Below are 25,976 nucleotides of genomic sequence, written 5' to 3'. Positions count from 1 at the left end.
TTTTCTCCTTGTCCCTGTGGTTATTCACCGCTTTGCGATGTATCTACCATGAAGGGATTCGGTTTTGTCGTTAGGTCACTTGCTCTCGCGGTGACGTCATAGAGTGTGTACTGCAATGTAAAATAAGTAATTTCTTTAGGAAGCTGTGGGTCGACATAAAATTGCATGGGCATATACGCTTCACTTCCTGCGTCTAACGGTTGCTGATTAAAGCAAAAGCATTCCGTTTTATTGAGGTAAAGTGCTGCGGTGCCAGGAGAAACTGACGGTATTGCTTGCGCCACAATGTTGCTTGACGCGGGGTTTCTGACATAAAACGAAACGGTATTTAACTCTCCAGGATGTACTTTTACGCGCTTAGTTTCTGCGCGAAATTCCCAAGGCATTCCCGTATTGGTGCGAGTAATAAACTCCACCGTCACTTCACGAGATGTATCAATTTCAACCGCTTGATACACTGCTGCCGAGTTTTCCGTTTTGCCGTTAATACCGGTGACATCACAAAACACATCGTAAAGTGGTACTAACGCAAATCCAAAGCCAAACATACCTATGACGATGACAATAAGCTTTAACACCATTTTATTATTTGCGTTTTGTTGTGACATCACATCCCTCCCAATTTGCCTATGCGCTAGTGAGATAGTGGCCCCCTCTAATGAGGGGGAGTGGGTCCACTATTACACTGACTGTTATGACAGCGACTACTTCACTACAGGTGGCGTTTCGAAAGTGTGGTATGGCGCCGGTGAGGGAATTTCCCATTCCAGACCTTCCGCACCGTCCCATACTTGCGATGACACTGGCTCGCCTTGCTTCTTACACGCCTTAATAAGTAGCGCCAAGAAGATGAGCTGAGATAGGCCAAACGCGAAGCCACCAAGGCTGATCCATTTATTGAAATCAGCAAATTGCAATGCATAGTCTGGAATACGACGTGGCATACCTGCCAATCCGACAAAATGCATAGGGAAGAATAAGACGTTGACCGAAACCAGCGAGCACCAGAAGTGCCACTTGGCTAAAGTTGTGTCGTACATTTTCCCAGTCCATTTCGGCAACCAATAGTAAACGGCAGCCATAATAGAGAAGACAGCCCCAGTCACGAGGACATAGTGGAAGTGCGCTACCACAAAATAAGTGTCGTGGTATTGGAAGTCCACGGGTGTAATGGCCAGCATCAGTCCAGAGAGCCCGCCAATGGTAAATAGCACAATGAACGCGATGGCAAACATCATGGGCATTTCAAATGTCAAAGAGCCGCGCCACATAGTTGCTACCCAGTTGAACACCTTCACCCCAGTTGGTACTGAAATCAACATGGTGGCAAACATGAAAAACATCTCCATGTACACCGGCATGCCCGTGGTAAACATATGGTGTGCCCATACCACGAACGACAACAGTGCAATAGATGCTGTGGCGTACACCATAGATGCATAGCCAAAGAGCTTTTTGCGCGAAAAGGTCGGCACAATTTGCGAGATAATACCAAACGCAGGCAATATCATTATGTACACCTCAGGGTGCCCAAAGAACCAGAAAATGTGCTGGAACATAACAGGGTCACCCCCACCTGCGGCATCAAAGAAGCTAGTACCAAAGAACTTATCAGTAAGTACCATGGTGACTGCACCCGCTAATACGGGCATTACCGCAATCAGTAGGAACGCTGTAATTAGCCATGTCCAAACAAATAACGGCATTTTCATCCATGTCATGCCAGGGGCACGCATATTGAAGATAGTCACAATAACGTTAATTGCCCCCATAATGGATGAGATACCCATAATGTGAACTGAGAACACAAACAGTGCCGTTGAATCACCGCTATATGTAGTTGAAAGTGGCGCGTAGAACGTCCAGCCGAATGCTGGGCCGCCGCCTTCCATAAACAGTGAGCTCAAAAGAATAAGAAATGCCCCTGGTAAAATCCAAAAGCTCCAGTTGTTCATACGCGGGAGGGCCATATCTGGCGCTCCTATCATCATAGGTACTAACCAGTTGGCAAGCCCAGTAAAGGCTGGCATTACCGCACCAAATACCATAATTAGACCGTGTACAGTGGTCATCTGGTTAAAGAAGTTAGGGTCGACAATTTGCAAACCCGGCTGAAAAAGTTCAGCACGAATGACCATTGCCATGGCCCCACCAACCAAAAACATGATAAAGGCGAACCACAAATACAATGTACCGATATCTTTATGGTTGGTGGTAAACAACCATCGAGTAATACCTTTCGGTATATGATCGTGGTGATCGTGATCGTCGTGATGCACAGTTGAATCTGGCGAAATGACTTCAGTTGCTTTGCTCATAACTCGCTCCTAGTTACCCGTTGCCACGGCGTTAACGTCTTTCGCCTGTACCATGTCACCCGTGTTGTTACCCCACGCGTTACGTTCATAAGTCACCACTGCAGCAATTTCTTTGAGGCTTAACATTTTGCCGAACGCTTGCATGGCGGTACCTGATTTACCATGAAGCACAATATCGATATGTCCTTCCTGATCTTCTAGCGCCATTTTGCTGCCTTTAAGAGCAGGGAATACGCCCGGCAGACCTTCACCATTTGGCATATGGCAAGCTGCACATGTTGCGTTATAGACTCGCTCACCTTCTTTCATCAGTTCGTCCATCGACATATTCATCGACAGAAGGCGTTGCTCTTCTTCTTTCGCTTTACGAATAATGTCTTCCTGCTCACTCATCCAAGCAGCATATTCAGCAGGCTCTTTCGCAATAACCACAACAGGCATATAACCATGATCTTTGCCGCAAAGTTCAGCGCACTGACCGCGATATACCCCGGGTTCGTTAACCTTGGCCCATGCTTCGTTTATAAAGCCGGGATTTGCATCCTTCTTAACTGCGAAATCGGGAACCCACCAAGAATGAATAACGTCGTCAGATGTGATCAGAAAACGAACTTTTTGACCTGTGGGAATGACAAGCGGACGGTCAACTTCAAGAAGATAGTTTTCCGTTTTTTCAAACTTGTTTTCAATTTGCTCGCGCTGCGTAGCCAGCAACGAGTAAAACTCTACGTCACTATCCATGTATTTGTAGTGCCACTTCCATTGAGAACCCGTCACCAATACCGTCATATCCGGTTCAGAGACGTCTTCCATTGCAATTAGCGTGTTGGCAGCGGGAACCGCCATAAAAATGAGGATAAGGAACGGAATTACAGTCCACGCGATTTCTACTTTTACGTTTTCGTGGAAATTCGCGGGCTTAGCGCCTCGTGACTTTCTGTGCAGATACATAGAGGCGAACATTACGCCAAACACGACTACTGCAATACCGACGCAAATGAAAAACATTAACATGTGCAGGTCATACACCTGCCCGCTAATGTCAGTTGCGCCGCGCCTGAGGTTAAGAGAAGAAACTTCTTCTGCAGCCTCCTGCGCAAAAAGGAAATGAGAAAAAAGCAAAAGGGGTATACTAGCAAACCCTTTTGCCATGACGGTCATTAGTTGTTTCACTCAGCACCTCCGTAATGGTAGAACCATTAACGCTAAATGTTAGTGCGCGCTGTCCCTACCAAGTGGTTTGCGAACGATTGACCCACAACTGCAATTTGTAAAACAAATTTAGAGTCATTGTTATTATTTTGTTAATCTCTGTATAAGAATTGCGCAATAATGACGTGCCGTCTAGTCTTTTCTGCTAAAAATTTAACGAGATGGTTAAAATTTAATCATTTCATGCTGGCTAGCTGCACCTTGTTAGTGCAGTGATGCGGTGTGGAGTGTGAGTACGTCGTGAAACTTTTAAACGCTCATTTGGAACAGATGAGGCGATAAGGAAATCAATATAAGTCGTTAAAAATCAATACATAAAAATGCGAATATGGATATTTTCAAACGTAGTCTTGTCAAAAGTAACAGGATTAAAAAGCGCTTGCGGCACGAAAAAATTGACGTTCTGGTGTGATTACAAAAAAATTAAACTTTTTTGACAGACTGTTCAAAAAACAACCTTCATGCATAGAACAGCCAACAAAAGTGAAAGTTAAGGTACAAAAAAAGCGGCTACACGGCCGCTTTTACATTAACCTGCCGAAACCTTACATCCAGTCAGCGTTTCGGATAACACCCACCGCTATACCTTCAATAGCAAAAGGTTGTGAAGCCAAATCAACTTTTATAGGTGCAAATTCATCGTTCTCGGCGTGCAGTAATACTTCTCGCCCGCGCTTTTCTAAACGCTTAACCGTGACGTCTTCATCCACCCGGGCAACAACAACTTGACCATTGTGTACGTCAGTAGTGCGATGCACAGCCAATAAGTCGCCATCAAGAATACCGATATCTTTCATACTCATACCGTTTACACGTAGCAGAAAGTCTGCCTGAGGTTGAAATAGCGCAGGATCGACCTTGTAATGCGACTCAACATGCTCTTGCGCTAGAATAGGTTCGCCCGCTGCTACGCGCCCAATAAGCGGTAGCCCTTCTTCCTCTGGTGTTTCATCTTCCAGTGGAATATTCAATTTAATGCCACGAGAAGTACCAGGCAGAATTTCAATAACACCTTTACGCGCTAAGGCCTTCAAATGTTCTTCTGCCGCATTAGCAGAACGGAAACCAAGCTGTCGTGCTATCTCTGCACGCGTAGGTGGCATTCCCGTTTCTTGCATGGTCGTTTTAATAAGTTCTAAAACTTCGGTTTGTCGAGCTGTGAGTGGGCGCATAAAAGACCTGTCTGTTCATACAGTTCCTGTAAGTATATACACCTAAATTTAAATAACAAGCACTTGCCGCGTCTTTTGCCAAAAGCATTATTCTGCGACAAGTGTATTGCCTTTATTTCACCAGAAGAGCCATGTTTGGGTTACCTATTTGCAGCTCTACTTTGTTGGCATTATTTTTTCGAATACGCAAACCATCTACATTATCAATGCTTATTGAGGGACTACGCCAAATAACGTTCCCTTTGCTATCAAGCTCAGCAACTCGATAATTAATATTGTCATAGTACCCGTATGAAGAATCATATTCGTTAGTCGGATAAATGCCGAGTATCGATTGATTAGATGAAGTCGTAGGGATTACCGCAATATTTTGCGGGTAAAAAGTCAGCGAAATGGTGTCTTTAAGCACCAATGCGTCGTTTGTCACATCGTAGATATTTATCACATTATGAGTTGTGTCTAGACATGCAAACTCAAAGGCATCATCGCTATCAGAATTGATACGAAGCAATTGACTACAAACAGTTTGAAGCTCATTCAAACCAATGAACTCACCCTCTTGCATCTTATATAGCTTCAGTGACTCATAGCCACTCACAGCGAAGAACTGCTCGCCGTTATTCGTTAATTCCGCAACAGCAACAATGGAGAAGTCACTGATGATCGAATCAACGAGTATCTGGTTCTCGATGTCGTAGGCTTTTAGCCGGTCATTTTCAATTACAACAGCATCAATAAAGCCATCTTCATTGACATCAACGGCTTCAATCAGCGAGATTTGACTGTTATGATTTTGGCTTAGTGTCCACTGAGTTGAATTATCTGACAGCTGAACTACGTTGAATGATGAGTTGTAATCTAAAGCCCCGGTTAATAATTCACCCACACCATCATTGTTATAATCAGTCACTACTGGTCGGCTATAATCGTAAGCGTCGTCGCCGAGCTCTTCACTTACTGTGATGTTATCTTCTTTATCTACTGACAGAATTTGGATGGACGTGTCGTAATTATTTGTATTACTTACAAAAACAGCTCTTTCATCGTTATCACCAAACGGTGCCCAACCAGCAGCAAAATAATGGGATGAATGTGCCTCAGTTTTAATATCTGACAACACATAATCGCCACTAGCCTCTTGCTGTGCAACTAAGATTTGATAGTCTCCGACCCAGATAATTTCATCACTGTTATCGTTGCTCAGATCGCCAATTAGAAGTGATATGCCGCTATATGTATTGTGATTAATGCTCCATTTTTCTGATATTTGACTCCCTTCCAGTGTGAGTGCTTTGATCTCTCCCCATTGGCACTCAGAAATAACGACCATTCCCTCATTAGTCGCGTCATCTTTGGTATAAGACATATCGCAGATATCGTTATACGTCGCTGTTGCCAAACTACTTTTCGAAACGGCAGAATAGACCGAGATATTTTCGTAATAGTCGGCACCGATGATTTCATCGATGCCATCATTATTCATGTCACCAACAACTACGTATGCGTCGCTGAATCCACTGCCAAGTAGCCATTGATTAGCGCCGCTTTCAATGTCAAAGACGTATCCGTTGTTAGTCACCATCTCGATAGACGCATCGTCGTCTACATTGCCAAAAGATAGGGTGGATACACCGTCTATATCATACTGCTGTAACTTCTCTCCTGTTGTTACATCATGAATAGAGATAGAGGTCATATCGTATGAGCGATTACCGTGTAGGTATGCGATTTCATCAACACCGTCGCTATCAATATCGAAGAGCCATCCAGAGCCAATGTTACCCTCTATTACAAACACAGCTTCCGCATTATTGTTTCGATCTTTTATAACCGACAGGCCTTGTTCAGTGAGAATATATATTTCGTCATTGCCGTCGCCGTCTACGTCTTGTGTATAAACGCCTTTAATTTCTCCCCTCGTTGGAAGCTTGTAAGGGTATACATAGGTATTTTCTAGCGTATTACCTTTTAATGAGAAAGCTCCCACGTTGCGGTGACTAACCGTTATGAGCTCATTCACACCATCGACTGAGGCAAGTGCGAAACCTTGATTGAAAACCGGCGTTATTGAGGTAGTGCGTGCAAACGCTGGGGCCTTATCTGCATATGAAGTTATCTCTACGGTTTGAAGGCTCTCCACACCGTCTAAACTAGCAAAACTAAAAACATAAGTTTGTTCATTAAACAATTGCTCTTCTGGCACCTGCCAAGTAAGTAAACCTTCGTCACTAAGGGTTACTCCAGTGGGCGCAGAGACAAGCTGACCTGCAGCATCACCACTAATTCGGTCTGGGTCAGTCATACTCACAGTGAACTCAACGTAACCACCTGCCACTACAGAGTCTGGCATATTAGAGACGGTAAGTGTCATTGGAGAATCGCTGATGGTAATGAATACCGGCTGTGATTCGACAATATTACTACCGTCAGACACCACCATGGTTACTTTCAATTCATCGCCGAACACAGCATTGTATGCGGGTAGGGTAGTACCGTTGACGCCATCTACTACATTATTATTGATATACCAGCGATAGGATATCGATAGATCAGAGTCTGGCGTATCGGGATCGTAATAATATCCTTGCTCGACGATTATATCGTCAGAAGTATAAACGGGTTCATAGGCATAATAATAGGGTTCACTTACAACAGGCGGCGCAGAAATAGTTTCGATGTCTGATAGAACAATATTAGCGGTATTGCTGCTTGCGAAGGTTTCGATATTGCTGAAGAACACGCCAACATCATATGTGTCATCTCCATCAGTATCTTCACCGTAGCGAACCGCGCCTTGCATAATATCAATGCCAGCCGTTTTATCGCCTTTAACAACAAGGGAACCTTGATATGCATAAGGCAGCCCGCCTTCCTCTGAGAAATAAGAAAAATCAAGCTTACCTTTTGAGCCGATATGCATTGTACCGTCATATTCAGTGGTATAACGGCCATCCTTTACGCCGTCGTATGCTGTTCCAATTATTTTATAAGTTTCGCCGCTAAATGTAGCGGTCAAATACTGCGTGTATGTCTCACTATAGTTACCGTTAAATTCATGATAATTTAACGCGAATTTAATTAGCCCCTTTAGTGTTGCGCGCTGGCTACCTTGCCCTATCGAAAGACTTGTGAAGTAAGATGTTGCCTCAAAATTATTGTCGTCTAGTTGAGTAATAGCTACAGAAATCTGACCATCATGGTACTTATTTAGATAATAATGAATACATTGATCATAATCGATGACTATTGTCCCGGTCCCGTCGTCCAGATCGAGTTTTCCAGAATAAGTAATAGAGCCGCTATCTGAACATTGAGTGACGCCATCAATATTTCCATTATCATCGGCAAAGTCGTAAACCTCAAATACGTCAAGATAAGGTGAGCTAGCGAGATCTTCACCAAAAAGCGCGATATACACATTTTGAACAGCGTCAATATCTGCCGTGGCAACGTTTGATTTTCCCGTGTAACTACTATTAGCGTAGTTCTTTGCAGCAGTGTCTAGTTGCGCAATAGAATAGTCTAATGGATTTGATAAAATCTCTAATGAAGTTGGCTCTGGAGGTGGCGCAGGTGTTGGGTTAGGCGATGAGCTAGAGCCACCTCCACCACCACATGCAGTTAAAGCTACAATTGAAAAAAGGCTAGCAAAACCCAAGCGCGAAGTGTTCATACATCGTCCCTGATTTGGTAGACATGGAGGCTATTCATTAGCCAACAGCTCACAACACGCCTACTTTGTGTTAACTACAATAAAATATTACGTTCTTATAACTTATCTTTGTTTATCTGGCAATGCTTCAGTCAGCCGGCGAGCAAGCCGTCAACACTTTTGAACTTACTTCGCGCTAAGGAGTCAGTAAAGCAAGAAAAACGATAGTATTGGCATATCGCGAGATAAATCGCCAACTGTGTTACACTTCTCCCGTTTTTATTTCATAGGATTACATACTTCATGTCGTGGATGCGAAAAGCCCTTTTGTCGGTGTTTCATTATCCTGTTAAGTTACTGGTTAAAGCGCATAGTATTCCAGTAAACGTTGAAACCGAATTAGGAATAGATAAGAACAAGCCAATTGTCTATCTACTTCCCACTAACTCAGTGACCGACCAGTTGGCACTTAGAATGTCGACTGAAGCACTAGGTTTACCAAGCCCAACAGAGACGTTGGCGCTTGCAGGGCGAGAGTATTCGTCCACATTATTTTTACGTAAAACTCAGCCTATCTTTCGCTCTTCAGCAAAAGATACTGACATTGAAGAAGTCTTTACTGAATTATTCCACCTGCACCGCGATCACGAAAATCTAGACTTGCAGGTGGTGCCAGTATTTGTAACTTGGGGAAGAGCGCCAGGCAAAGGCAACCCAGGACTTAGCGACTTAATTGCCGATAAAGCAGCACCTAGTTGGTTACGTAAATTGTTTATTGTGCTGTTTTTGGGTCGCGACAATTTTATTAATTATTCGAAAGCCGTATCGGCTCGCGCCATGTCAAACCAGCATGGTAGCGATCAAAGTATTGCCCATAAGCTGGTTCGCGTAGCAAGTACTCACTTCCAGCGAAAGCGTCAAAGTATGACAGGCCCAACATTACTTGAACGCCAAGAACTCAATAATAGTGTATTGGGCTCTGATGCGGTGCGACGCGCCATTGCCGAAGAGTCTCGCAGCAAGAAAGTTACCCACGAGAAAGCCAAAGAGACTGCGCAATCTTACATAACCGAAATTGCCGCAGACTATCGGGAAGGTTTAATAAGGTTTGGCGATCGCCTACTTACACGTATTTGGAATAAGATCTACAACGGAATAAGCGTAGGTCATGCCGATAGGATTCGTGAACTCGCCGCCAATGGCCACGAAATTATTTATGTTCCGTGCCACCGCAGTCATATGGACTACTTATTGCTGACCTACGTGATTTATCACGAAGGCATGGTTACGCCTCATATTGCCGCTGGCATAAACCTCAACTTTTGGCCTGTTGGCAAAATGTTTAGGCGTGGTGGCGCGTTTTTCTTGCGTCGCAGTTTTGCTGGTAACAAGCTCTATACAGCCGTATTTAGAGAATACCTTGAGTTGTTATTTAACAAAGGTTACTCAGTGAAATATTACCCAGAGGGTGGTAGAAGCCGCACCGGAAGACTTATTCCTCCGAAAACGGGTATGTTGGCCATGACAATTCAGGCAATGCTAAAAGGCGTTAATCGCCCTGTAAGTATCGTGCCTGTGTACATTGGTTATGAAAACGTAATGGAGGTAAAAAGCTACCTCAACGAGTTAAAGGGCTCTAAGAAGAAAAAAGAGTCTAACTTGCAGGTATTCTCTGCCATTAAGAAGCTGAAAAACTATGGTCATGGCTATGTGAATTTTGGCGAGCCTATTCAGCTTAACCAGTTTTTAGAAAATCATGTGCCTAACTGGCGTGATTGTCGTGACGCTGAGCCAGAGAAGAAACCGGCATGGTTAACACCCGCCGTAAATGAGCTGGCGAACAATGTTATGACACGTATCAACCGCGCCGCCGCGTTAAACGGAATGGCGTTAACATCGCTTTGTTTGTTGTCATCAAAGACACAAACCATGAGCGAAACTGAGCTAAAACAAGCGCTAGGCGACTTTATTGAATTATTTAAAGCGGTGCCATTTAGCGACGACGCCACTATTCCTGACTCTACAGCAGACGAGTTGCTGCGCGATACATTGAAATTAGGCAAATTCGAAGTAAAAGAAGACGACTATGGTCGCCTGATAAGCCCGCAGCCTAAGTCTGCGGTTTACTTAACTTACTATCGCAATAACATTTTACATCTCTTTGCGTTACCCGGACTGATTATGGCATCGGTGTTCGCGAAAAAAGGAACCAGCCGCAATGCTATTTTACAGCTGATCGCGGCGCTATATCCGTTGTTACAAAAAGAGTTGTTCTTACATTTATCGCAAGACGAAGCGTTAGCGCATACCGATGCACTGATTACTGCGCTGTTAGACAACGGATTACTTCGTCAAAAAGGTGAAGACTTGTTGCCACCTGATGCGCATTGTAAGCAATTCCATTCAGCATGGCTGTTGAGCCGTTGTATGCAAGAAACGTTGCAGCGCTATGCGGTAGTACTCACCATCCTAGACAAAGAGAAAGTGATCAGCCGCAGCGCCCTTGAGCGTGAAAGTAAGAAAGTGGCAGAGCGCCTATCGACACTGTACGGACTGAGCTCGCCTGAGTTCTACGACAAAAACGTACTATCAAGTTTTATCAGTGCGCTTAAAGACAACCACTGGTTAGACTCTGAAAAGGACGGCAGCTTGAAGTATTCAGAGGAATGTGAAGCGTTGCGAGAAGATGTCATGGCACTCATCTGGCCAGAGATGATGCAGCACCTCGAAAATGTAGCCTTAAGCACAGACAACTAAGCACGCAATAAACCTTGCTCTAACAATAAAGCCCAAACCGCCTTGGAAAAACCTTGCGCGTTTGGGCTTTTTTATTGCTGCTTCACATCGCTCCACAGTAAGCCAGTGCTTAACATGAAGCGATGCAAAGCAAAACGCTGCACCTCGAAAAGCCTTGCCAACATAACAAGGCCAGTCAGACTAACTAGTGTGGCTGGGACAAGAAGAAGCGGTAAGCCGGATTGTCGGTCACTTCTTCTACTTTGTAGCCAAGCTCTGCGACATGTTGATTAAAGTCATCACGGCTATCTGGCGCAATATCAAAGCCAGCCAAGACTAAACCTTCCGCGGCGCCGTGGTTACGGTAATGAAATAGCGTGATATTCCACTGTTCACCTAAAGTATTTAAGAAATTAAGCAGTGCACCTGGACGCTCAGGAAATTCAAAACTAAATACCTGTTCGTTCAAGATAGAAGGCGGTCGGCCGCCGACCATATGACGCACATGCAACTTAGCCAGTTCATTATCTGTAAGGTTGACAACGTCATACCCTTTACTTTCAAGATCGCTTTGTAGTGCAAGGTATTCTTGCTGACCACCTTTTAGCTTCACACCTACAAAGATATGCGCTTCGCTTTCACTGGCGTAGCGATAATTGAACTCGGTAATTGCCTTTGCACCCACGCATTCACAAAACTGCTTAAACGCGCCTTTCGTTTCAGGGATTTTTACTGCAAACACTGCTTCTTTTTGCTCGCCTAGCTCACAGCGTTCAGAGACATAGCGAAGGGTGTGAAAATTAATGTTCGCACCACACAAAATACCACCGAGTTTCTTACCGTGCAGATCATGTTGTTTTGCATATTTACGAATAGCTGCGACCGACAATGCGCCAGCAGGCTCGGCAATAACGCGGGTATCATCAAAGATATCTTTGATCGCACCACAAATTTCATCGTTCGTCACCGTAATGGTGTCGTCGATAAAGCGGTTACACAATCTAAAGGTCTCTTGTCCCATAATTTTTACCGCTACACCGTCGGCAAAAATACCCACGCTTTCAAGCGCGGTGGGCTCACCGTTTTCACGCGCTTTGATAAAGCATGCAGACTCTTCAGACTCAACTGCAATAATTTTAATGCTGGGCTTAAGCTGCTTTAGATATACGGCAATACCTGCGGCAAGACCACCACCACCAACCGCGATAAACAGAATATCAAGGTTAGGGTTTTGCTCGAGTAGCTCGCGGGCGACTGTTCCTTGTCCGGCAATAACGTCTGGATCGTCAAATGGCGGTACAAAGGTATAGCCATGAGTGTCGCACAGCGTTTTAGCATGACTGCTTGCTTGGTCAAAGCTGGTACCGTGAAGGACAACATTGACGTTATCTCCACCGAAGCGACGTACTGCATCCACTTTGATATCAGGTGTGGTTTCAGGCATGACGATAGTGGCCTGAATACCCTTCATTTTCGCGCTATAAGCGAGCCCTTGTGCATGGTTTCCCGCCGACGCACCAATTACGCCCGCCTTAAGCTGTTCATCGCTTAAGGCGCAAATGCGATTATAGGCACCGCGTAGTTTAAAGCTCTTTACTGGCTGCTGATCTTCTCGCTTTAAGAATATCTCGTTATCAAGCTCTGCCGATAGCAGCGACATGTATGATAACTCACTGGCTACCGCCACATCGTACACGGGGGCCAGTAAGATTTTTTTTAGATAATCGTGATCGCTTACGTGCTCACTTGCCATCATAAGTTTTCCAGTTTGCTTACATCGCGCACAGCACCTTTATCAGCACTTGTTGCGAGTGCCGCAAACGTTTTAAGTGATGTAGACACTTCACGCACACGATTTTTAGGTCGCCAAGGTTTATCGCTGGCCTCCATTTTAGCGCGGCGTTCGGCTAACGCTTCATCGCTAATGACAATATTGATACTGCGATTAGGAATATCGATTTCAATTTTGTCGCCATCTTCTACTAAACCAATACCACCACCACTGGCGGCTTCTGGTGAGCAGTGGCCGATAGATAGGCCCGATGTACCACCACTGAAGCGGCCATCTGTAACAAGTGCACACGATTTACCTAAGCCTTTTGATTTAAGGTAAGACGTAGGATATAGCATTTCCTGCATACCCGGCCCGCCACGCGGTCCTTCATAGCGAATAAACACCACATCACCTGCTTTTACTTCGTTACCCAAGATTCCCGCCACTGCATCATCTTGGCTTTCATAAATACGCGCCGTACCGGTGAATTTTAGAATTGACTCATCAACACCCGCCGTTTTAACAATACAACCGTCTTCAGCAAGGTTACCGTACAACACGGCAAGACCACCTTCTTGGCTATACGCATGCTCTACGGTGCGGATACAACCGTTTTCGCGATCGTCGTCTGCGTCATCCCAACGGCAATCTTGGCTGAACGCCTTTGTAGTACGAATGCCGGCAGGACCTGCTCGATAGAAGGTAATCGCATCTTTATTCTCTGGGTTGGTAATATCCCATTCACTGATAACATCAGTGAGTGATTTACCTAGCACGTGATTGACGTCGGTGTTCAATAGATTAGCTTTGTTTAACTCGTTCAAGATACCTAAAACACCACCAGCACGGTGTACGTCTTCCATGTGGTATTTCGGCGTAGATGGCGCCACTTTACACAGGTGTGGCACTTTGCGTGAAAGTCGATCGATATCATCCATCGTGAAAGGTACTTCGCCTTCCATTGCCGCGGCCAGTAAGTGCAAAATGGTGTTGGTCGAGCCGCCCATGGCAATATCAAGGCTCATTGCATTTTCAAACGCTTTAAAGTTCGCAATATTACGCGGTAATACACTTTCATCATCGTCGCCATAGTAGCGTTTACACAACTCAACAATTTGCTCACCCGCTTTCTTAAATAGCCCTTCACGGTCAGCATGTGTTGCCAGCATCGAACCATTACCTGGTAGCGACAAACCAAGCGCTTCGGTTAAACAGTTCATTGAATTGGCGGTAAACATACCCGAGCAACTACCACAGGTAGGACAGGCAGAGCGCTCAATTTCATCGCTGTCTGCATCGCTTACATTATCATCTGCCGCAGCGACCATGGCATCCACAAGGTCGAGCTTGATAAGTTGATCGGAAAGCTTAGTTTTTCCAGCTTCCATAGGACCACCGGAGACAAAAATAACAGGTACATTCAAACGCATAGACGCCATCAACATACCTGGGGTAATTTTGTCGCAATTAGAGATACATACAATAGCGTCTGCGCAATGGGCATTGACCATGTACTCTACCGCATCAGCGATAATTTCCCGAGAAGGCAGGCTATACAACATGCCGCTATGACCCATTGCAATGCCATCGTCCACCGCAATGGTATTGAATTCTTTCGCTACACCACCAGCAGCTTCAACGCTTCGCGCAACAAGCTGACCAAGATCTTTAAGGTGTACGTGCCCAGGTACAAACTGCGTAAATGAGTTCGCAATAGCAATAATAGGCTTTCCGAAATCAGAGTCTTTCATTCCAGTGGCTCGCCACAACGCGCGAGCCCCCGCCATATTTCTACCTTGCGTGGTAGTTGCAGAACGTAACTTGGGCATAAATCCTTCCCGTTAAATTAGGGCCTATTGGCCGCTTTGTGAAACTTAAAAATCGCTTATAAACCGGGCATAACCCGTTTTGGTTGCATACACCAAAGCATAGTATGTTTATGCTTGTTTTATTATACGGCCACGACGACCTGCATCCACTTCGATATTGTTTACATTACGTACCTGTGTTGCTACAGCAATAACATAAAGAAAAACGAAAAAATCGTGTTAACCATTTCCGAAGGCGGTAATCATGTAACAAACCCTCTTCAATCGTCTAGAATGTAGGACAACAAGCATCAGCCACCAATAGGTAGCACCTTGTTTTTAGTGATATATTTGACTAACAATGCGCAAATCCATTGGCATTGTAAAAATGAAATGTTGTTCGTATGAGGCTATGGCTTAACCTCTAACTTCATCACATAGTGGCTGCTACGTAATGACATTGGGCAAAGAAATAGCATGAAACACTGCGCGTGATCAAGTATTTTGCCCACAACAGCCACGGTTAAGTTAACAATAATATGGTCAGTAACGCGCCTATTTCGGCACTTTTTCTACACAGCAAACAAAGGTTGTAAACATGTTTGATTGGTTTCACTGGTTAAACCTAGCCGGTGTTGCGGTATGTGCAATATCGGGCACCCTAATGGCATACCAAAAGCGGATGGATGGTTTTGGTGTTGTGGTACTTGCTAGCGCAACTGCCATTGGTGGCGGCACATTGCGCGATGTTATGTTAGATGTACCCGTATTTTGGATAGCCGATACCGACTATTTGTACACCACCTTAATTGCCGCATTTATTCCTATTGTATGGCTACGTGTGAGTCCGCGTTTTCCCTATCACTACTTACTTATTGCCGATGCGTTTGGGCTTGCCTTATTTAATGTAGTGGGCATCGAAAAAGCCTTGGCCAACGATACAGGTATGGCTGTGGCGGTCGCGATGGGTACTATCACAGGCGTATTCGGTGGTTTACTGCGCGATGTAATTTGTCGTGAAGTGCCATTAGTGCTCAACGGAGAGCTTTACGCCATGACGTGTATAGCGGGCGGTGTAGTGTATGGCGTAGGTATGCAGCTAGACTTTGCCACTCAGTGGTGTGGTATTGCAGCACTGATCACCACCGTGTTGTTTCGTTTAGGTGCTATGCGCTGGCATTGGCAACTGCCTGTCTTTTACAACGACCACCATTAAGACTGAAGAACTCGCCTGTTGTACAGTAAAATTAGTGAGTCGTTTTCTCTATAGTGCTTGTTTTGCATTGTATCAAGCGAGCAGCGCTACCTAGAGAGGACGAACTTAGTTATGGGCATGGCGGTGGTAAAAACTTTTGCAGGGCAGGGAGTATCTGCGCCAGAAGTACGTGTAGAAATTCACCTTGCCAATGGCTTGCCGGCCTTTCAATTGGTAGGTATGGCTGAAACCAGCGTGAAAGAAGCGAGAGAGCGGGTACGCAGCGCTCTCATTAATAGCGGCTTCGACTTCCCTGCTAAGCGTATTACTGTAAACCTTGCGCCTGCAGATATCCCCAAATTCGGTGGACGCTTCGACCTACCCATTGCTATGGGCATTTTAGCCGCATCAGGTTATATCTCTGACACTGCATTGCTCAACCTAGCGTTTGTTGGCGAGCTTGGGCTTAACGGCGAGATAAAGCCTGTAAATGGGCTAATTCCTGTTGTAATGGCCGCGGCGAACGAAGATATACCCCTTATTTACCCGGGCGATAACGACATTGAAGCGGCATTAGTATCGCACGCCACGCGTTATCCGGCCTTTGACCTACTGTCAGTTTACGAGCACTTGGCGGGAAATAAAACGTTAGCAAAAGGGCAACCCTTTAGCCTGAACCATAAGCCCCAACCGTCAACGGGGTGGGACGACATTATTGGGCAAGCCCAAGCCAAACGAGCTCTTATGATCGCCGCCACAGGGTCGCATAATTTACTAATGGTGGGTCCGCCCGGTACAGGAAAAAGCCTTTTAGCCAGCAGAATGCTATCCCTTCTGCCCGACATGACAGAAGAAGAGGCCCTTGAAGTTGCGGCTATTCATTCGGTGAAAGGCGAACGGCTCAACGCCGAGCAATTCTTACAACGGCATTTGCGATCTCCCCATCACACAAGCTCGGCGGTGGCCCTTACCGGAGGAGGTTCACATCCTGTACCGGGTGAGATATCACTGGCACACAATGGTATTTTGTTTTTGGATGAGCTTCCTGAATTTGGTCGTAAGGCGTTAGATGTGCTGCGCGAACCACTAGAAACAGGCGACGTTCACTTATCGCGCGCTTCGGGCAGTGCCACTTACCCTGCAAATTTTCAGCTAGTGGCAGCCATGAATCCAAGCCCAACAGGCGATATTGACGACAACAGACTTACTCCGCAGCAGCAATTAAATTACTTAAACCGATTATCAGGGCCATTGCTTGATAGAATCGATATTCAAGTAGAAGTGCCTCGGTTGCCTGATTACGACTTACCTGCACCCAGCAATAAACCTGATGACACTTTGTTTCAAACAAAACAATTCGTTGCCGCCGCTCGTCAAAAACAGCTTATGCGCCAAGGCAAGCCCAATGGGGCGCTAAACGCAGGTGAACTTGCTGACATTTGCAAGCTAACGTCTGCCGACTTACAGTTTTTGCAGGCCGCGGCTAAACAGTTAAATTTATCGATGCGCGTGTTTCATCGCACATTGAAGGTGGCCCGCACCATCGCCGATTTACAAGACGAAAGTGCAGTAAGTCGTGCACACATTGCTGAAGCCCTAGGCTATAGAGCGCTAGACAACTTAATAAAGCAACTAAGTTCCAATTAGCGCTGTGCGTTGAGCTCCATAAATGCGTTGATAAGAGGCTCGTTTTGTTTATCCTGCAAGCAGCATAAACCCAATGCATACGGCTCGATGTCATCAACCTGAATTTGCGTGACGGCATTGGCCATACTCGAATGATCAAGCACTACTTTAGGTACAAATCCCACGCCACATTCAAGCGCCACCATGCTCACAATGGCTTCGTTACCGCCCACGTAGGCATACACATTCGGTCGAATACCGTGTTCAGCAAACCAATGATAGGCGGTTCGCCGCGTAGGGCCCGTTTCTGGCATGATCACCTGATGCTTGGTCCAGTCCAGTTGACTTAGTTGTGTTAGCCGCCATTCCCGCGGCGCAATCAGTACCAAAGGCACATTATCAAGAGCAGTGAAATGCAAGTCGGTGGGCATATCAGGCGTGTAAATGGCAATTGAAAGATCGCACTGTTTGCCTTTCACCTTTTCAATCGCAAGGGCAGGGTCACCCGTGATAAGACGAATATCAACGCCCGGATGTTGCTGTCTGAACTGTCGAAGCATAGCCGGCAAATGGCTTTGACTGGCGGTAACCGAGCAAAATACGCTGAGCTCGCCTTGCAGCGCGTCATTGTCTTCTTTCAAATCTACTTTGAGTTGTTGCCAGTCTTTTAACGCCTGTTTTGAAAATGCCAACAGCTTGTGTCCACTATGGGTTAGCGCCACCTTGCGGTTATCCCGTTTAAACAACGTACAACCTAGCTCGTCTTCTAAGCGCTGAATAACGCGGCTTAGGGTTGAGGGCGACACATACATGGCCTCTGCAGTAATACCAAAATGTAAGCTAGTAGCAAGGTGATTAAAGAGCTGAAGGCTTCTGAAATCCATAATATTTCACTTTTTGCAATGTTATCTTGCAAATATATCATTTTCCAAAATAAAAGAAATCTTTTAGTCTCAATACCAAGTCGTCATAGACGAGGTCTATCAACGCCAAGGTTGGCGTGTGATATCGACAAAAATGAATGTTGTTCGGAAATTTTTATGGCTAATTATTTCAACACCCTGTCACTTCGCCAGCAGTTAGATCAGCTAGGCCGCTGCCGTTTCATGGCACGCGAAGAATTTGCTGACGGTTGTCAGTTTCTAAAAGGCAAGAAAATTGTCATTGTAGGCTGCGGCGCGCAGGGCCTTAACCAAGGCTTGAATATGCGTGACTCAGGGTTGGATGTTTCTTATGCGCTGCGCCAAGCAGCCATTGATGAGCAACGCGACTCTTACAAACGCGCTACCAGCAATGGTTTCACTGTTGGTACTTATCAGGAGCTTATTCCTGATGCAGATTTAGTATACAACCTAACCCCAGATAAGCAGCACGCAAGTGTGGTTGAGGCAGTAATGCCACTTATGAAAGAAGGGGCAACGCTGAGTTACTCACATGGCTTCAACATTGTTGAAGAGGGCCAGCAAATTCGTAGCGACATTACTGTTGTTATGTGTGCACCCAAAAGCCCAGGCTCAGAAGTACGTGAAGAATATAAGCGTGGCTTTGGTGTTCCTACACTAATTGCTGTGCACCCAGAAAACGACCCTGAAGGTAAAGGCTGGGACACTGCCAAGGCACTAGCAAGTGCAACAGGTGGCGACCGCGCAGGTGTGCTTGAGTCATCGTTTGTGGCTGAAGTGAAATCTGACCTAATGGGCGAGCAAACCATTTTATGTGGTATGCAACAAGTAGCAGCAGTGCTTGCATTTGAAAAAATGGTTGATGACGGCATCGACCCAGGCTATGCAGGTGCACTTATTCAGTATGGTTTAGAAGCTATTACTGAAGCACTTAAGATTGGCGGCGTGACCAACATGATGGACCGTCTGTCTAACCCTGCAAAAGTGAAAGCATTTGAGCTTTCTGAACAATTGACTGATTTACTTCGTCCGCTATTTGAAAAGCACCAAGACGACATCATCAGCGGTGAGTTCTCTCGCACAATGATGGAAGACTGGGCAAACGGCGATGCGAACCTACTTAAATGGCGTGCAGAAACCGGTGAAACCGCGTTTGAAAATGCACCCGCTTTTGAAGGTGAAATCAGCGAACAAGAATTCTTTGACCACGGCATCTTGTTAGTTGCCATGATCAAATGTGGTGTTGAAGTTGCGTTCGACGTAATGGTAGAAGCCGGTATTCTTCCAGAGTCTGCGTACTATGAATCACTACATGAAACACCACTAATTTCAAACACCATTGCGCGTAAGCGTTTGTATGAAATGAACGTGGTAATTTCTGACACTGCGGAATATGGAAACTACTTATTTGCCAATGCGGCAATTCCAATTTTGCGTGATAAGTTTATGCCTGCGATTGACACAAGTGTGATTGGTAAGGGTTTGAATGTTACTTCTAATCAAGTAGAGAACAAACGCCTTGTTGAAATTAACGAAGCCATTCGTTCACACGGTGTGGAATCGGTAGGTAAAACCTTACGTGGCTACATGACTGACATGAAAGCCATTATAGGTTAAGACAGTTTCTGTCGTTAGGTGCTTAACTAAGCCCTCTTGCCCGACCATTTTGGTCGGGCTTTTTTATGCGCTACGGAAAGTATATTAGTTGTCCATTGACGTTCTACTTTGGCCTTTTCGACGCGGCGTGAACTTGTGGGCCGAGGCGCTTGACAACTGCGCCGATGCTCACGTAATCTTTGCCGCTTTATTGACCTAACAAGGATTGTTTAATGTGTGATGTTTCGCATTTTCGCCCAATCTCCCCTCTTATTATCGCTCTATTAACTGTTGCTACATTTAGCTTTACGCCTCTTTTTGCAGCTGCCCAAGATTATGAGACCAATTATAAATACGATAGTCGAGGTAGGTTGATAGACGCCACCGACCAATCACAAAAATCAAACAAATACGCCTATGATGATGCAGGCAACAGAGTTGCAACTGCTGATGAAACTGAATCATTAGTACCTCGCCCAAACATCACATCTTTTACCGGACCTTCAAGTGTAAATGCAGGCACTAGAGTAACCTTAAGCTGGATATCTACTAGCACAACTCATTGCAAAATAGACGGTGATGTTAGCTATACCAACCTACCATCTATTGGTAACGTGTCGTTTGTGGTGAATAGCAATATTGGCTTGCTTCTAACTTGTAGTTACGGGAGCGAAAAAGATACTGCCAGCAAACTAATCCGTGTTATTAGCTCAAGCGGCCCATTATTCTAATTACGTGCAACTCACAGACTGTTATTCATTATGCTAAATTTTAAATCCATTTCGAATGGCTTCGTCACCCTGACTGTTGCCGCATTGATTTTATTACTCACTTCATTTAATGCACTGGCTAGCCTATCTGGCAACGTAGTACATACTGAATTTACACAACTAAAGCCGGAACACCTTGCGCCAGATGTAAATGGCGTTGACCTGATAACAGGGAAGTACTACGCAGACTACCCAACATTAAGTATTCCAGCAGCTCCCAATCTGTCTTTTAAATCAGTACAGCAGTTTACAGGGATGCTAAACGTTACTTTATATAGAAATACTTCTAATACTACGCAGTTTATAGAGCGTACCGAAAAAATTTCATTAACTTATGGAAGAAGTGTTTCAGAATCGTTCACTTGTGTTACTCATGAGTGTTCGCCTTCAACGCCTACTGGCTCAAGATTGTTGAGCAACCTCAATGGTAAAGTATTCGTTTACAAGCAAGGAAGTACAGGCATCCACGTTGTTTACAATCTGGAGTCGTCATTGTTCACTAACAACGACTTAACCAAGCCTGAGCACACTGTTGGCAACTACTACATCAGTACAATTACATTCCCGAATGGCGAACGTTTAGATTTTGATTATGACACCTATACATATTCATACCCGTCAGCCGTTGGTCAAAAAATTAAATACTATCGTCCAACAACTGTAACATCATCGACGGGTTACAAACTTGATATTACGTATAGAACAAACAACATTACCAACGGCTGGGGCGATGTATCTACTGCTACCATAACAAAAGTTGGAAGTAGTGTAGCACTCGCTAAACATACCTATAGCAGTGGCAGCGTAACCGACTTGAATGGCAGAACTTGGCAAACATCAGGTTTTGGTAATGGTCTTGGCTATTCAGATTACGCGGCGAATTACACACTAAAACAGCCCTCTTCCTCTATTAACCAGCTACACATTACATCTGCCAATCAAAACCACGGGCCAACCACCCATCAATTTTTTGTAACCAGTGTAAAAAGAGCTGGGCAAACCTTCAATTACGATTACTTAGCTGCTGGAAGTGGCCTATCGGCTAGCACTCAGGTAAAGCAAGTTACAATTACGGGTCCAGAAGGGTATTTTCGCGACGTAGAGATAGGCGATTATGGCTCCTATGGCAGACGAATCACATCTGACACCGATGCACTAGGAAACACTACACAATATACGTGGGACAAAGGGTTAGTTAAAACCATCACCTTTCCGGAAGGTAATCGCATTGCTTATCAGTATGACGGGCTAGGTAATATCACTAAAGTTACAACCTCCGTTAAACCAGGCCAATCAGGGTCAAATATAATAGAGCAGGCACACTACCCAGTAAATTGTGCTGACCTTGTTTGTTTTAGACCTGATTGGACAAAAGATGCTGAGGGTAAAACAACAACTTATACCTTCGCCAGTCACGGCGGAATGCTAACAAAAACAGAACCTGTAGGCCAAAGCGGGCAGTCACGCATTACCACACAAGAGTGGGACACCAACAACGCTGGTATAACTCTTCTTCGCTCTGTATCTGTATGCGGTAGTCAAGAGTGCGGCACTGAGAAAGAGCAAATTACCCAGTACGAGTATTGGAACGATACTGCATTACCGAAAACAATCACGCGAACCAATGGCAAATTTTCAGCATCTGAAGTAACAACTTACACCTACTATGAGGATGGCCGAGTTAAAACGGCTGATGGCCCGTTAAGTGGAAGCAGCGATAAAACGCACTATCGCTATGACGCATCAGGCCGTTTAACGTGGGAAATTGGCCCTAAAAACAGTAACAACCGCTACGTAACGAAGCGTACTACATATCGCAGTCAAGATAATCAGGCAAATGTTGTTGAAACTGGTACGTTAACCAGTACCACTTCGACTTCGCTGAGTGTGAAATCTAAAGTGGTAAATGGCTTTAACAGCTATGGTTTACTAACGTCGAGAAAGAACTATTTAGGGAGCAGTATTGAAGGCTACCTGCAATTTAGTTACGACGGTTTAAACAGGCAAGAGTGCGCTGTTACACGCATGAATAAGAGCCGCTTTAACTACAGTATGCCGTCTGCATGCCAACTTGGCCAAGAGGGTGACGAAGGACCAGACCGTATTGTAGTCACCACCTACAATGCAAATTCTAATGTAAGCACTATAACAGAAGGCGTTGGCACTTCGTCCGAAGGGCTGGAAGTGGCGTTTACTTATACCGATAATGGCCAACTGGCTTCTCGCAAAGACGGTAACGACAACACCACTGTGTACCAATACGACGGATTCGACCGTCTATATCGAACAACCTTTCCAGACAACACCTACGAACAGCATACCTACTACGCAGATGGTATGAAGCACAAGTGGCGCAAACGCGATGGCAACACATTTACCTATTACTACGATGCGTTAAATAATCCATCGTCTACATCGGTACCTAACGAAACGAATATCACATATCACTATGATGGTTTAGGCAGACAAAAGAAAGTAGAACGCGGTAGTGCCTACATTGAAACTACCTACAACAGCCTTGGAAGGGTAAAAACAAGGAAGAAAAATGGTCGTACGTTAAGCTATGATTATTATCCCGGCGGGCAGCGTAAACGCCTTACCTACCCAGACGGATTTTATATTACCTACCATTACAATAGCTCTGGTGCGCTTAACTCCATTAAAGAACGTGGTACAACTACACTGTTCTCCTTTGGATACGATGACCTAGATAACCCCGACGCCATTACGCGTTCCAATGGCAAAAATACAGCTATTGAAATTGATGCTATTGGTAGGTTGAAGCATTACGATCATACTGGTATCAACAATAGTAGTTTTAGCTATAACCCTGCAGGGCAGCTGATTACTCGAATGGTAACGTCTTCTGCGTTTCATACCACACTTCCACGTTTGGGTAGGCAAGACTATGTAACTAACAACCTCAACCAATACGATTACGTTGATGGTAAAGCACTGAATTACGATAACAACGGTAACCTTAAAAGTTTTGACGGTTGGAGTTATACTTTCGATGCGTTCAACCGCCTCGAGCGCGCTTCTAAAAGCAGCCAAGTGGTCGAGTTAGACTACGATGCAGAAGGTATGCTGGACAGTGTTACTAGCGGTGGCAGTAAAACAACGTTTTTATACGATGGCGATGCGCTTGTAGCGGAATATAATACTAGTGGTACCTTACTGCGTAGATACATTCACGGTTTAGGTGTAGACCAACCCTTATTGTGGTACGAAGGCAGTGGTACTTCAGACAAACGCTACCTACATGCTGATGAACGTGGTTCTATTATGGCCACCACGCGCCAGTCAGGTTCAATAATTAGAACTTATAAGTACGGCCCTTTTGGTGAGTTACAAGACAACTATTCCGATAGATTTAGGTATACAGGTCAAATTCGCCTGCCAAATACTGAGTTGTATTACTACAAAGCACGGATTTATCATCCAAAGCTAGGGCGATTCCTGCAAACTGACCCGGTGGGCTATGAAGATCAGATGAATCTTTATGCTTATGTGGGGAATGATCCAATAAATATGGTTGATCCGACAGGTGAATTCGCTGTTGTATTGCTCTTTGTTCCCGAAATTGTGGCTTTAGCGAAGGCGACAGTTTTTGTTGCTACTGCGGCAGCGGCTGGATACGCAGGATCAGAAGCAATAAATGCAATGAATGAGTCTGCGCCTGACCTACCAAATGATCTGGTTGGCGATCAAAGCGATGATAGGGCTGGCCCAAACAGAAGTGGAAATCGGCATACTTCGGGACCATTAACACCAGAAAATGGTGGTACAGGTGACTATGAGACAGATTTGGGTACGCTTGCTGGAGAAACAAGGCCCGCCGGAGAGGGAGATTCTGCGCCCCCGGGAAGTCAGATAGGTGAAAATGGGGTATTTGGCAGACCCAAAAATAGTAGTGGAGGTGCAAGTATTGACATCCCAGCGAATGGTGATAAACCTCATGAAACACTGCACTATGATAAAAAATAAATAGGTAATGGAATTCACTATGAAACATCTTTCGATAAATACCGGTGACCAAGGAATAAAAAAAATTACCGAATTAGTCCTCGGTTCGAAGCTGGTTGGGTTCGAGATTCCTAAAAGCCAGAGCTTGACCTGTACATGGTCTCTACGGTTATTCTTTGAACTCAAAGATAACAGTATTGTTTTATGTTGCTCTTCCGATGTCGAAAGTTCTGATAGTAAAAGCTGGCAGGAATATGGGTATTTAAAGCTAGAAATTATAGAAGAAAAATTGTTGAGCAACCGCGACAAGTTTAACTTCTGTAAATTGAAACCGATATCGTTTTCCAAGGTATTTATGTTGGTTAATGAAGAAGATGATGTCGTAGCTGAGTGCGGTCTTCTATTGACTAACGACCAAGACGAACAAGTTTTAATATCTACATCCCCAGCACCGGGAGCGATATCTGTTAAAGCTGAATTTTATGATGGTGAATACGAACCAGAAGTTTTTATCGACGACTTGAGAGTTTTACCATTGTAAAATTTTCCAGAGGATTTGAATCCAAAGCCTCGCTCGTGCGGGGCTTTAAATTTTGAATGAAAGTTGGCTAAAAAATATGGGAGGCACTTTTGGCTGAGTTTATAGACAGCTTTGCAGAACGAAAGCCAAGGGAATCTGCCGGAGCTAGATCTTCTAATAGATTTGACTACCAGAAAAATTGGGCTTTTTGTGAGCTGATTGACCTTCAACTTAAGGGCGATGACTATTTAATGGTCTTCGAACACCATGAAGATATCGTTGTTCTTAATTCAGCATCCTCGCCGACATCTGCTAACTTTTACCAAGTAAAGTCAAAAAAAACAGGTAACTGGACCATTAACTCGTTGGTTAAAAATGAGACTGATGATGACTTAAGTTCAATTATTGGCAAGCTGTACGGAAATCAAAATTTATTCCCTGACAACACTAAAAAGTTAGTATTTGCATCAAATCAGGGGTTGTCTAACAAACTCGAGTGTGGAAATAAAGGGCTAGACTTCGACATTGTTTCATTTAAACAGCTAGCTATTGCTGACAAAGAAAGAGTGTGGGAAGCCATTAAAGGGGATAATCACGGCTATTGTGATTTGATTGGGTTAAGCAAGTTTTTTTTAGTCAAATCACCTTTACGTTTAGAAGATCATGAACAGTTAACCAAAGGAAAATTGGTCGATTTTTTCAATACCCTGTTTCCTGAAAGACCTGCTC

Annotated in this window: 16 protein-coding genes; 8 read left to right on the top strand and 8 right to left on the bottom strand. The window is 44.7% G+C overall.

Annotation, left to right across the window (positions count from 1 at the left end; translation table 11 throughout):
- Positions 1 to 20: 20 nt before the first annotated feature.
- From LHL20_RS00080 to LHL20_RS00060, 5 genes are all read right to left on the bottom strand, one after another.
- On the bottom strand, positions 21 to 608 hold the full coding sequence (locus LHL20_RS00080) for a cytochrome c oxidase assembly protein (RefSeq protein ID WP_159625485.1): 588 nt from the start codon (positions 606 to 608) through the stop codon (positions 21 to 23).
- Positions 609 to 704: 96 nt separating this feature from the next.
- A complete protein-coding gene (gene ctaD, locus LHL20_RS00075) occupies positions 705 to 2,318 on the bottom strand; it encodes a cytochrome c oxidase subunit I (RefSeq protein ID WP_159625483.1) in 1,614 nt (537 codons plus the stop codon).
- A 9-nt stretch (positions 2,319 to 2,327) separates the two neighbouring features.
- Complete coding sequence (gene coxB, locus LHL20_RS00070) at positions 2,328 to 3,491, bottom strand: cytochrome c oxidase subunit II (protein WP_226431773.1); 1,164 nt, start codon at positions 3,489 to 3,491, stop codon at positions 2,328 to 2,330.
- Positions 3,492 to 4,075: 584 nt separating this feature from the next.
- Entirely contained in the window at positions 4,076 to 4,702 is a 627-nt protein-coding gene (gene lexA, locus LHL20_RS00065) for a transcriptional repressor LexA (protein ID WP_159625479.1), read from the bottom strand.
- A gap of 112 nt (positions 4,703 to 4,814) precedes the next feature.
- Complete coding sequence (locus tag LHL20_RS00060; protein WP_226431772.1) at positions 4,815 to 8,375, bottom strand: hypothetical protein; 3,561 nt, start codon at positions 8,373 to 8,375, stop codon at positions 4,815 to 4,817.
- A gap of 282 nt (positions 8,376 to 8,657) precedes the next feature.
- Here LHL20_RS00060 and plsB point away from each other — a divergent pair, with 282 nt between their 5' ends.
- Positions 8,658 to 11,111, top strand: coding sequence for a glycerol-3-phosphate 1-O-acyltransferase PlsB (gene plsB, locus LHL20_RS00055; RefSeq protein WP_226431771.1), 2,454 nt, complete (start codon positions 8,658 to 8,660; stop codon positions 11,109 to 11,111).
- A 184-nt stretch (positions 11,112 to 11,295) separates the two neighbouring features.
- On the opposite strand, the gene ilvA is transcribed toward plsB, so the two are convergent.
- Both ilvA and ilvD read right to left on the bottom strand, forming a co-directional pair.
- Positions 11,296 to 12,843, bottom strand: coding sequence for a threonine ammonia-lyase, biosynthetic (gene ilvA / locus LHL20_RS00050; RefSeq protein ID WP_202266147.1), 1,548 nt, complete (start codon positions 12,841 to 12,843; stop codon positions 11,296 to 11,298).
- Positions 12,843 to 14,693 (bottom strand): dihydroxy-acid dehydratase, encoded by a 1,851-nt coding sequence (gene ilvD / locus LHL20_RS00045; protein ID WP_226431770.1) that lies wholly within the window; start codon positions 14,691 to 14,693, stop codon positions 12,843 to 12,845. The genes ilvA and ilvD overlap by 1 nt, the downstream gene beginning before the upstream one ends.
- Before the next feature lie 577 nt (positions 14,694 to 15,270).
- Here ilvD and LHL20_RS00040 point away from each other — a divergent pair.
- Together LHL20_RS00040 and LHL20_RS00035 are read left to right on the top strand one after the other, a co-directional pair.
- Positions 15,271 to 15,888 carry a trimeric intracellular cation channel family protein gene (locus LHL20_RS00040; protein ID WP_159625474.1) on the top strand — a complete coding sequence of 206 codons (618 nt, stop codon included), beginning with the start codon at positions 15,271 to 15,273 and terminating at the stop codon, positions 15,886 to 15,888.
- 111 nt (positions 15,889 to 15,999) lie between these two features.
- On the top strand, positions 16,000 to 17,514 hold the full coding sequence (locus LHL20_RS00035) for a YifB family Mg chelatase-like AAA ATPase (protein WP_159625472.1): 1,515 nt from the start codon (positions 16,000 to 16,002) through the stop codon (positions 17,512 to 17,514).
- Here LHL20_RS00035 and ilvY read toward each other — a convergent pair.
- Positions 17,511 to 18,377, bottom strand: coding sequence for an HTH-type transcriptional activator IlvY (gene ilvY / locus LHL20_RS00030; RefSeq protein WP_159625470.1), 867 nt, complete (start codon positions 18,375 to 18,377; stop codon positions 17,511 to 17,513). The genes LHL20_RS00035 and ilvY overlap by 4 nt on opposite strands.
- Before the next feature lie 156 nt (positions 18,378 to 18,533).
- Between ilvY and ilvC the strand changes: the two genes are divergently transcribed.
- The 5 genes from ilvC to LHL20_RS00005 form a co-directional block, all read left to right on the top strand.
- On the top strand, positions 18,534 to 20,012 hold the full coding sequence (gene ilvC, locus LHL20_RS00025) for a ketol-acid reductoisomerase (RefSeq protein WP_226431769.1): 1,479 nt from the start codon (positions 18,534 to 18,536) through the stop codon (positions 20,010 to 20,012).
- A gap of 212 nt (positions 20,013 to 20,224) precedes the next feature.
- Positions 20,225 to 20,722: an RHS repeat domain-containing protein gene (locus LHL20_RS00020; protein ID WP_226431768.1), complete on the top strand. Its 498-nt coding sequence runs from the start codon at positions 20,225 to 20,227 to the stop codon at positions 20,720 to 20,722.
- A 30-nt stretch (positions 20,723 to 20,752) separates the two neighbouring features.
- Positions 20,753 to 24,748 (top strand): RHS repeat domain-containing protein, encoded by a 3,996-nt coding sequence (locus LHL20_RS00015; RefSeq protein ID WP_226431767.1) that lies wholly within the window; start codon positions 20,753 to 20,755, stop codon positions 24,746 to 24,748.
- A 19-nt stretch (positions 24,749 to 24,767) separates the two neighbouring features.
- Complete coding sequence (locus LHL20_RS00010) at positions 24,768 to 25,268, top strand: hypothetical protein (protein ID WP_226431766.1); 501 nt, start codon at positions 24,768 to 24,770, stop codon at positions 25,266 to 25,268.
- Positions 25,269 to 25,357: 89 nt separating this feature from the next.
- A partial coding sequence (locus LHL20_RS00005; RefSeq protein WP_226431765.1) for a DUF4297 domain-containing protein occupies positions 25,358 to 25,976 on the top strand: 619 nt, incomplete at its 3' end.

Origin of the sequence: Alteromonas sp. McT4-15, from assembly GCF_020515205.1 — a bacterium.
Lineage (GTDB): Bacteria > Pseudomonadota > Gammaproteobacteria > Enterobacterales > Alteromonadaceae > Alteromonas.
Note: the sequence above shows the minus strand (reverse complement) of the source record. Positions and strands in the feature narration are given on the sequence as shown.

What these genes read in the sequence shown, in the direction of transcription:
- LHL20_RS00015 (WP_226431767.1), top strand. Translation starts at nt 20,753, where the DNA reads ATGCTAAATTTTAAATCCATTTCGAATGGCTTCGTCACCCTGACTGTT.
- LHL20_RS00010 (WP_226431766.1), top strand. Translation starts at nt 24,768, where the DNA reads ATGAAACATCTTTCGATAAATACCGGTGACCAAGGAATAAAAAAAATT.
- LHL20_RS00060 (WP_226431772.1), bottom strand. Translation starts at nt 8,375, where the DNA reads ATGAACACTTCGCGCTTGGGTTTTGCTAGCCTTTTTTCAATTGTAGCT.
- ilvC (WP_226431769.1), top strand. Translation starts at nt 18,534, where the DNA reads ATGGCTAATTATTTCAACACCCTGTCACTTCGCCAGCAGTTAGATCAG.
- ilvY (WP_159625470.1), bottom strand. Translation starts at nt 18,377, where the DNA reads ATGGATTTCAGAAGCCTTCAGCTCTTTAATCACCTTGCTACTAGCTTA.
- plsB (WP_226431771.1), top strand. Translation starts at nt 8,658, where the DNA reads ATGTCGTGGATGCGAAAAGCCCTTTTGTCGGTGTTTCATTATCCTGTT.
- LHL20_RS00035 (WP_159625472.1), top strand. Translation starts at nt 16,000, where the DNA reads ATGGGCATGGCGGTGGTAAAAACTTTTGCAGGGCAGGGAGTATCTGCG.
- LHL20_RS00080 (WP_159625485.1), bottom strand. Translation starts at nt 608, where the DNA reads ATGTCACAACAAAACGCAAATAATAAAATGGTGTTAAAGCTTATTGTC.
- ilvD (WP_226431770.1), bottom strand. Translation starts at nt 14,693, where the DNA reads ATGCCCAAGTTACGTTCTGCAACTACCACGCAAGGTAGAAATATGGCG.
- lexA (WP_159625479.1), bottom strand. Translation starts at nt 4,702, where the DNA reads ATGCGCCCACTCACAGCTCGACAAACCGAAGTTTTAGAACTTATTAAA.
- ctaD (WP_159625483.1), bottom strand. Translation starts at nt 2,318, where the DNA reads ATGAGCAAAGCAACTGAAGTCATTTCGCCAGATTCAACTGTGCATCAC.
- LHL20_RS00020 (WP_226431768.1), top strand. Translation starts at nt 20,225, where the DNA reads ATGTGTGATGTTTCGCATTTTCGCCCAATCTCCCCTCTTATTATCGCT.
- ilvA (WP_202266147.1), bottom strand. Translation starts at nt 12,843, where the DNA reads ATGGCAAGTGAGCACGTAAGCGATCACGATTATCTAAAAAAAATCTTA.
- LHL20_RS00040 (WP_159625474.1), top strand. Translation starts at nt 15,271, where the DNA reads ATGTTTGATTGGTTTCACTGGTTAAACCTAGCCGGTGTTGCGGTATGT.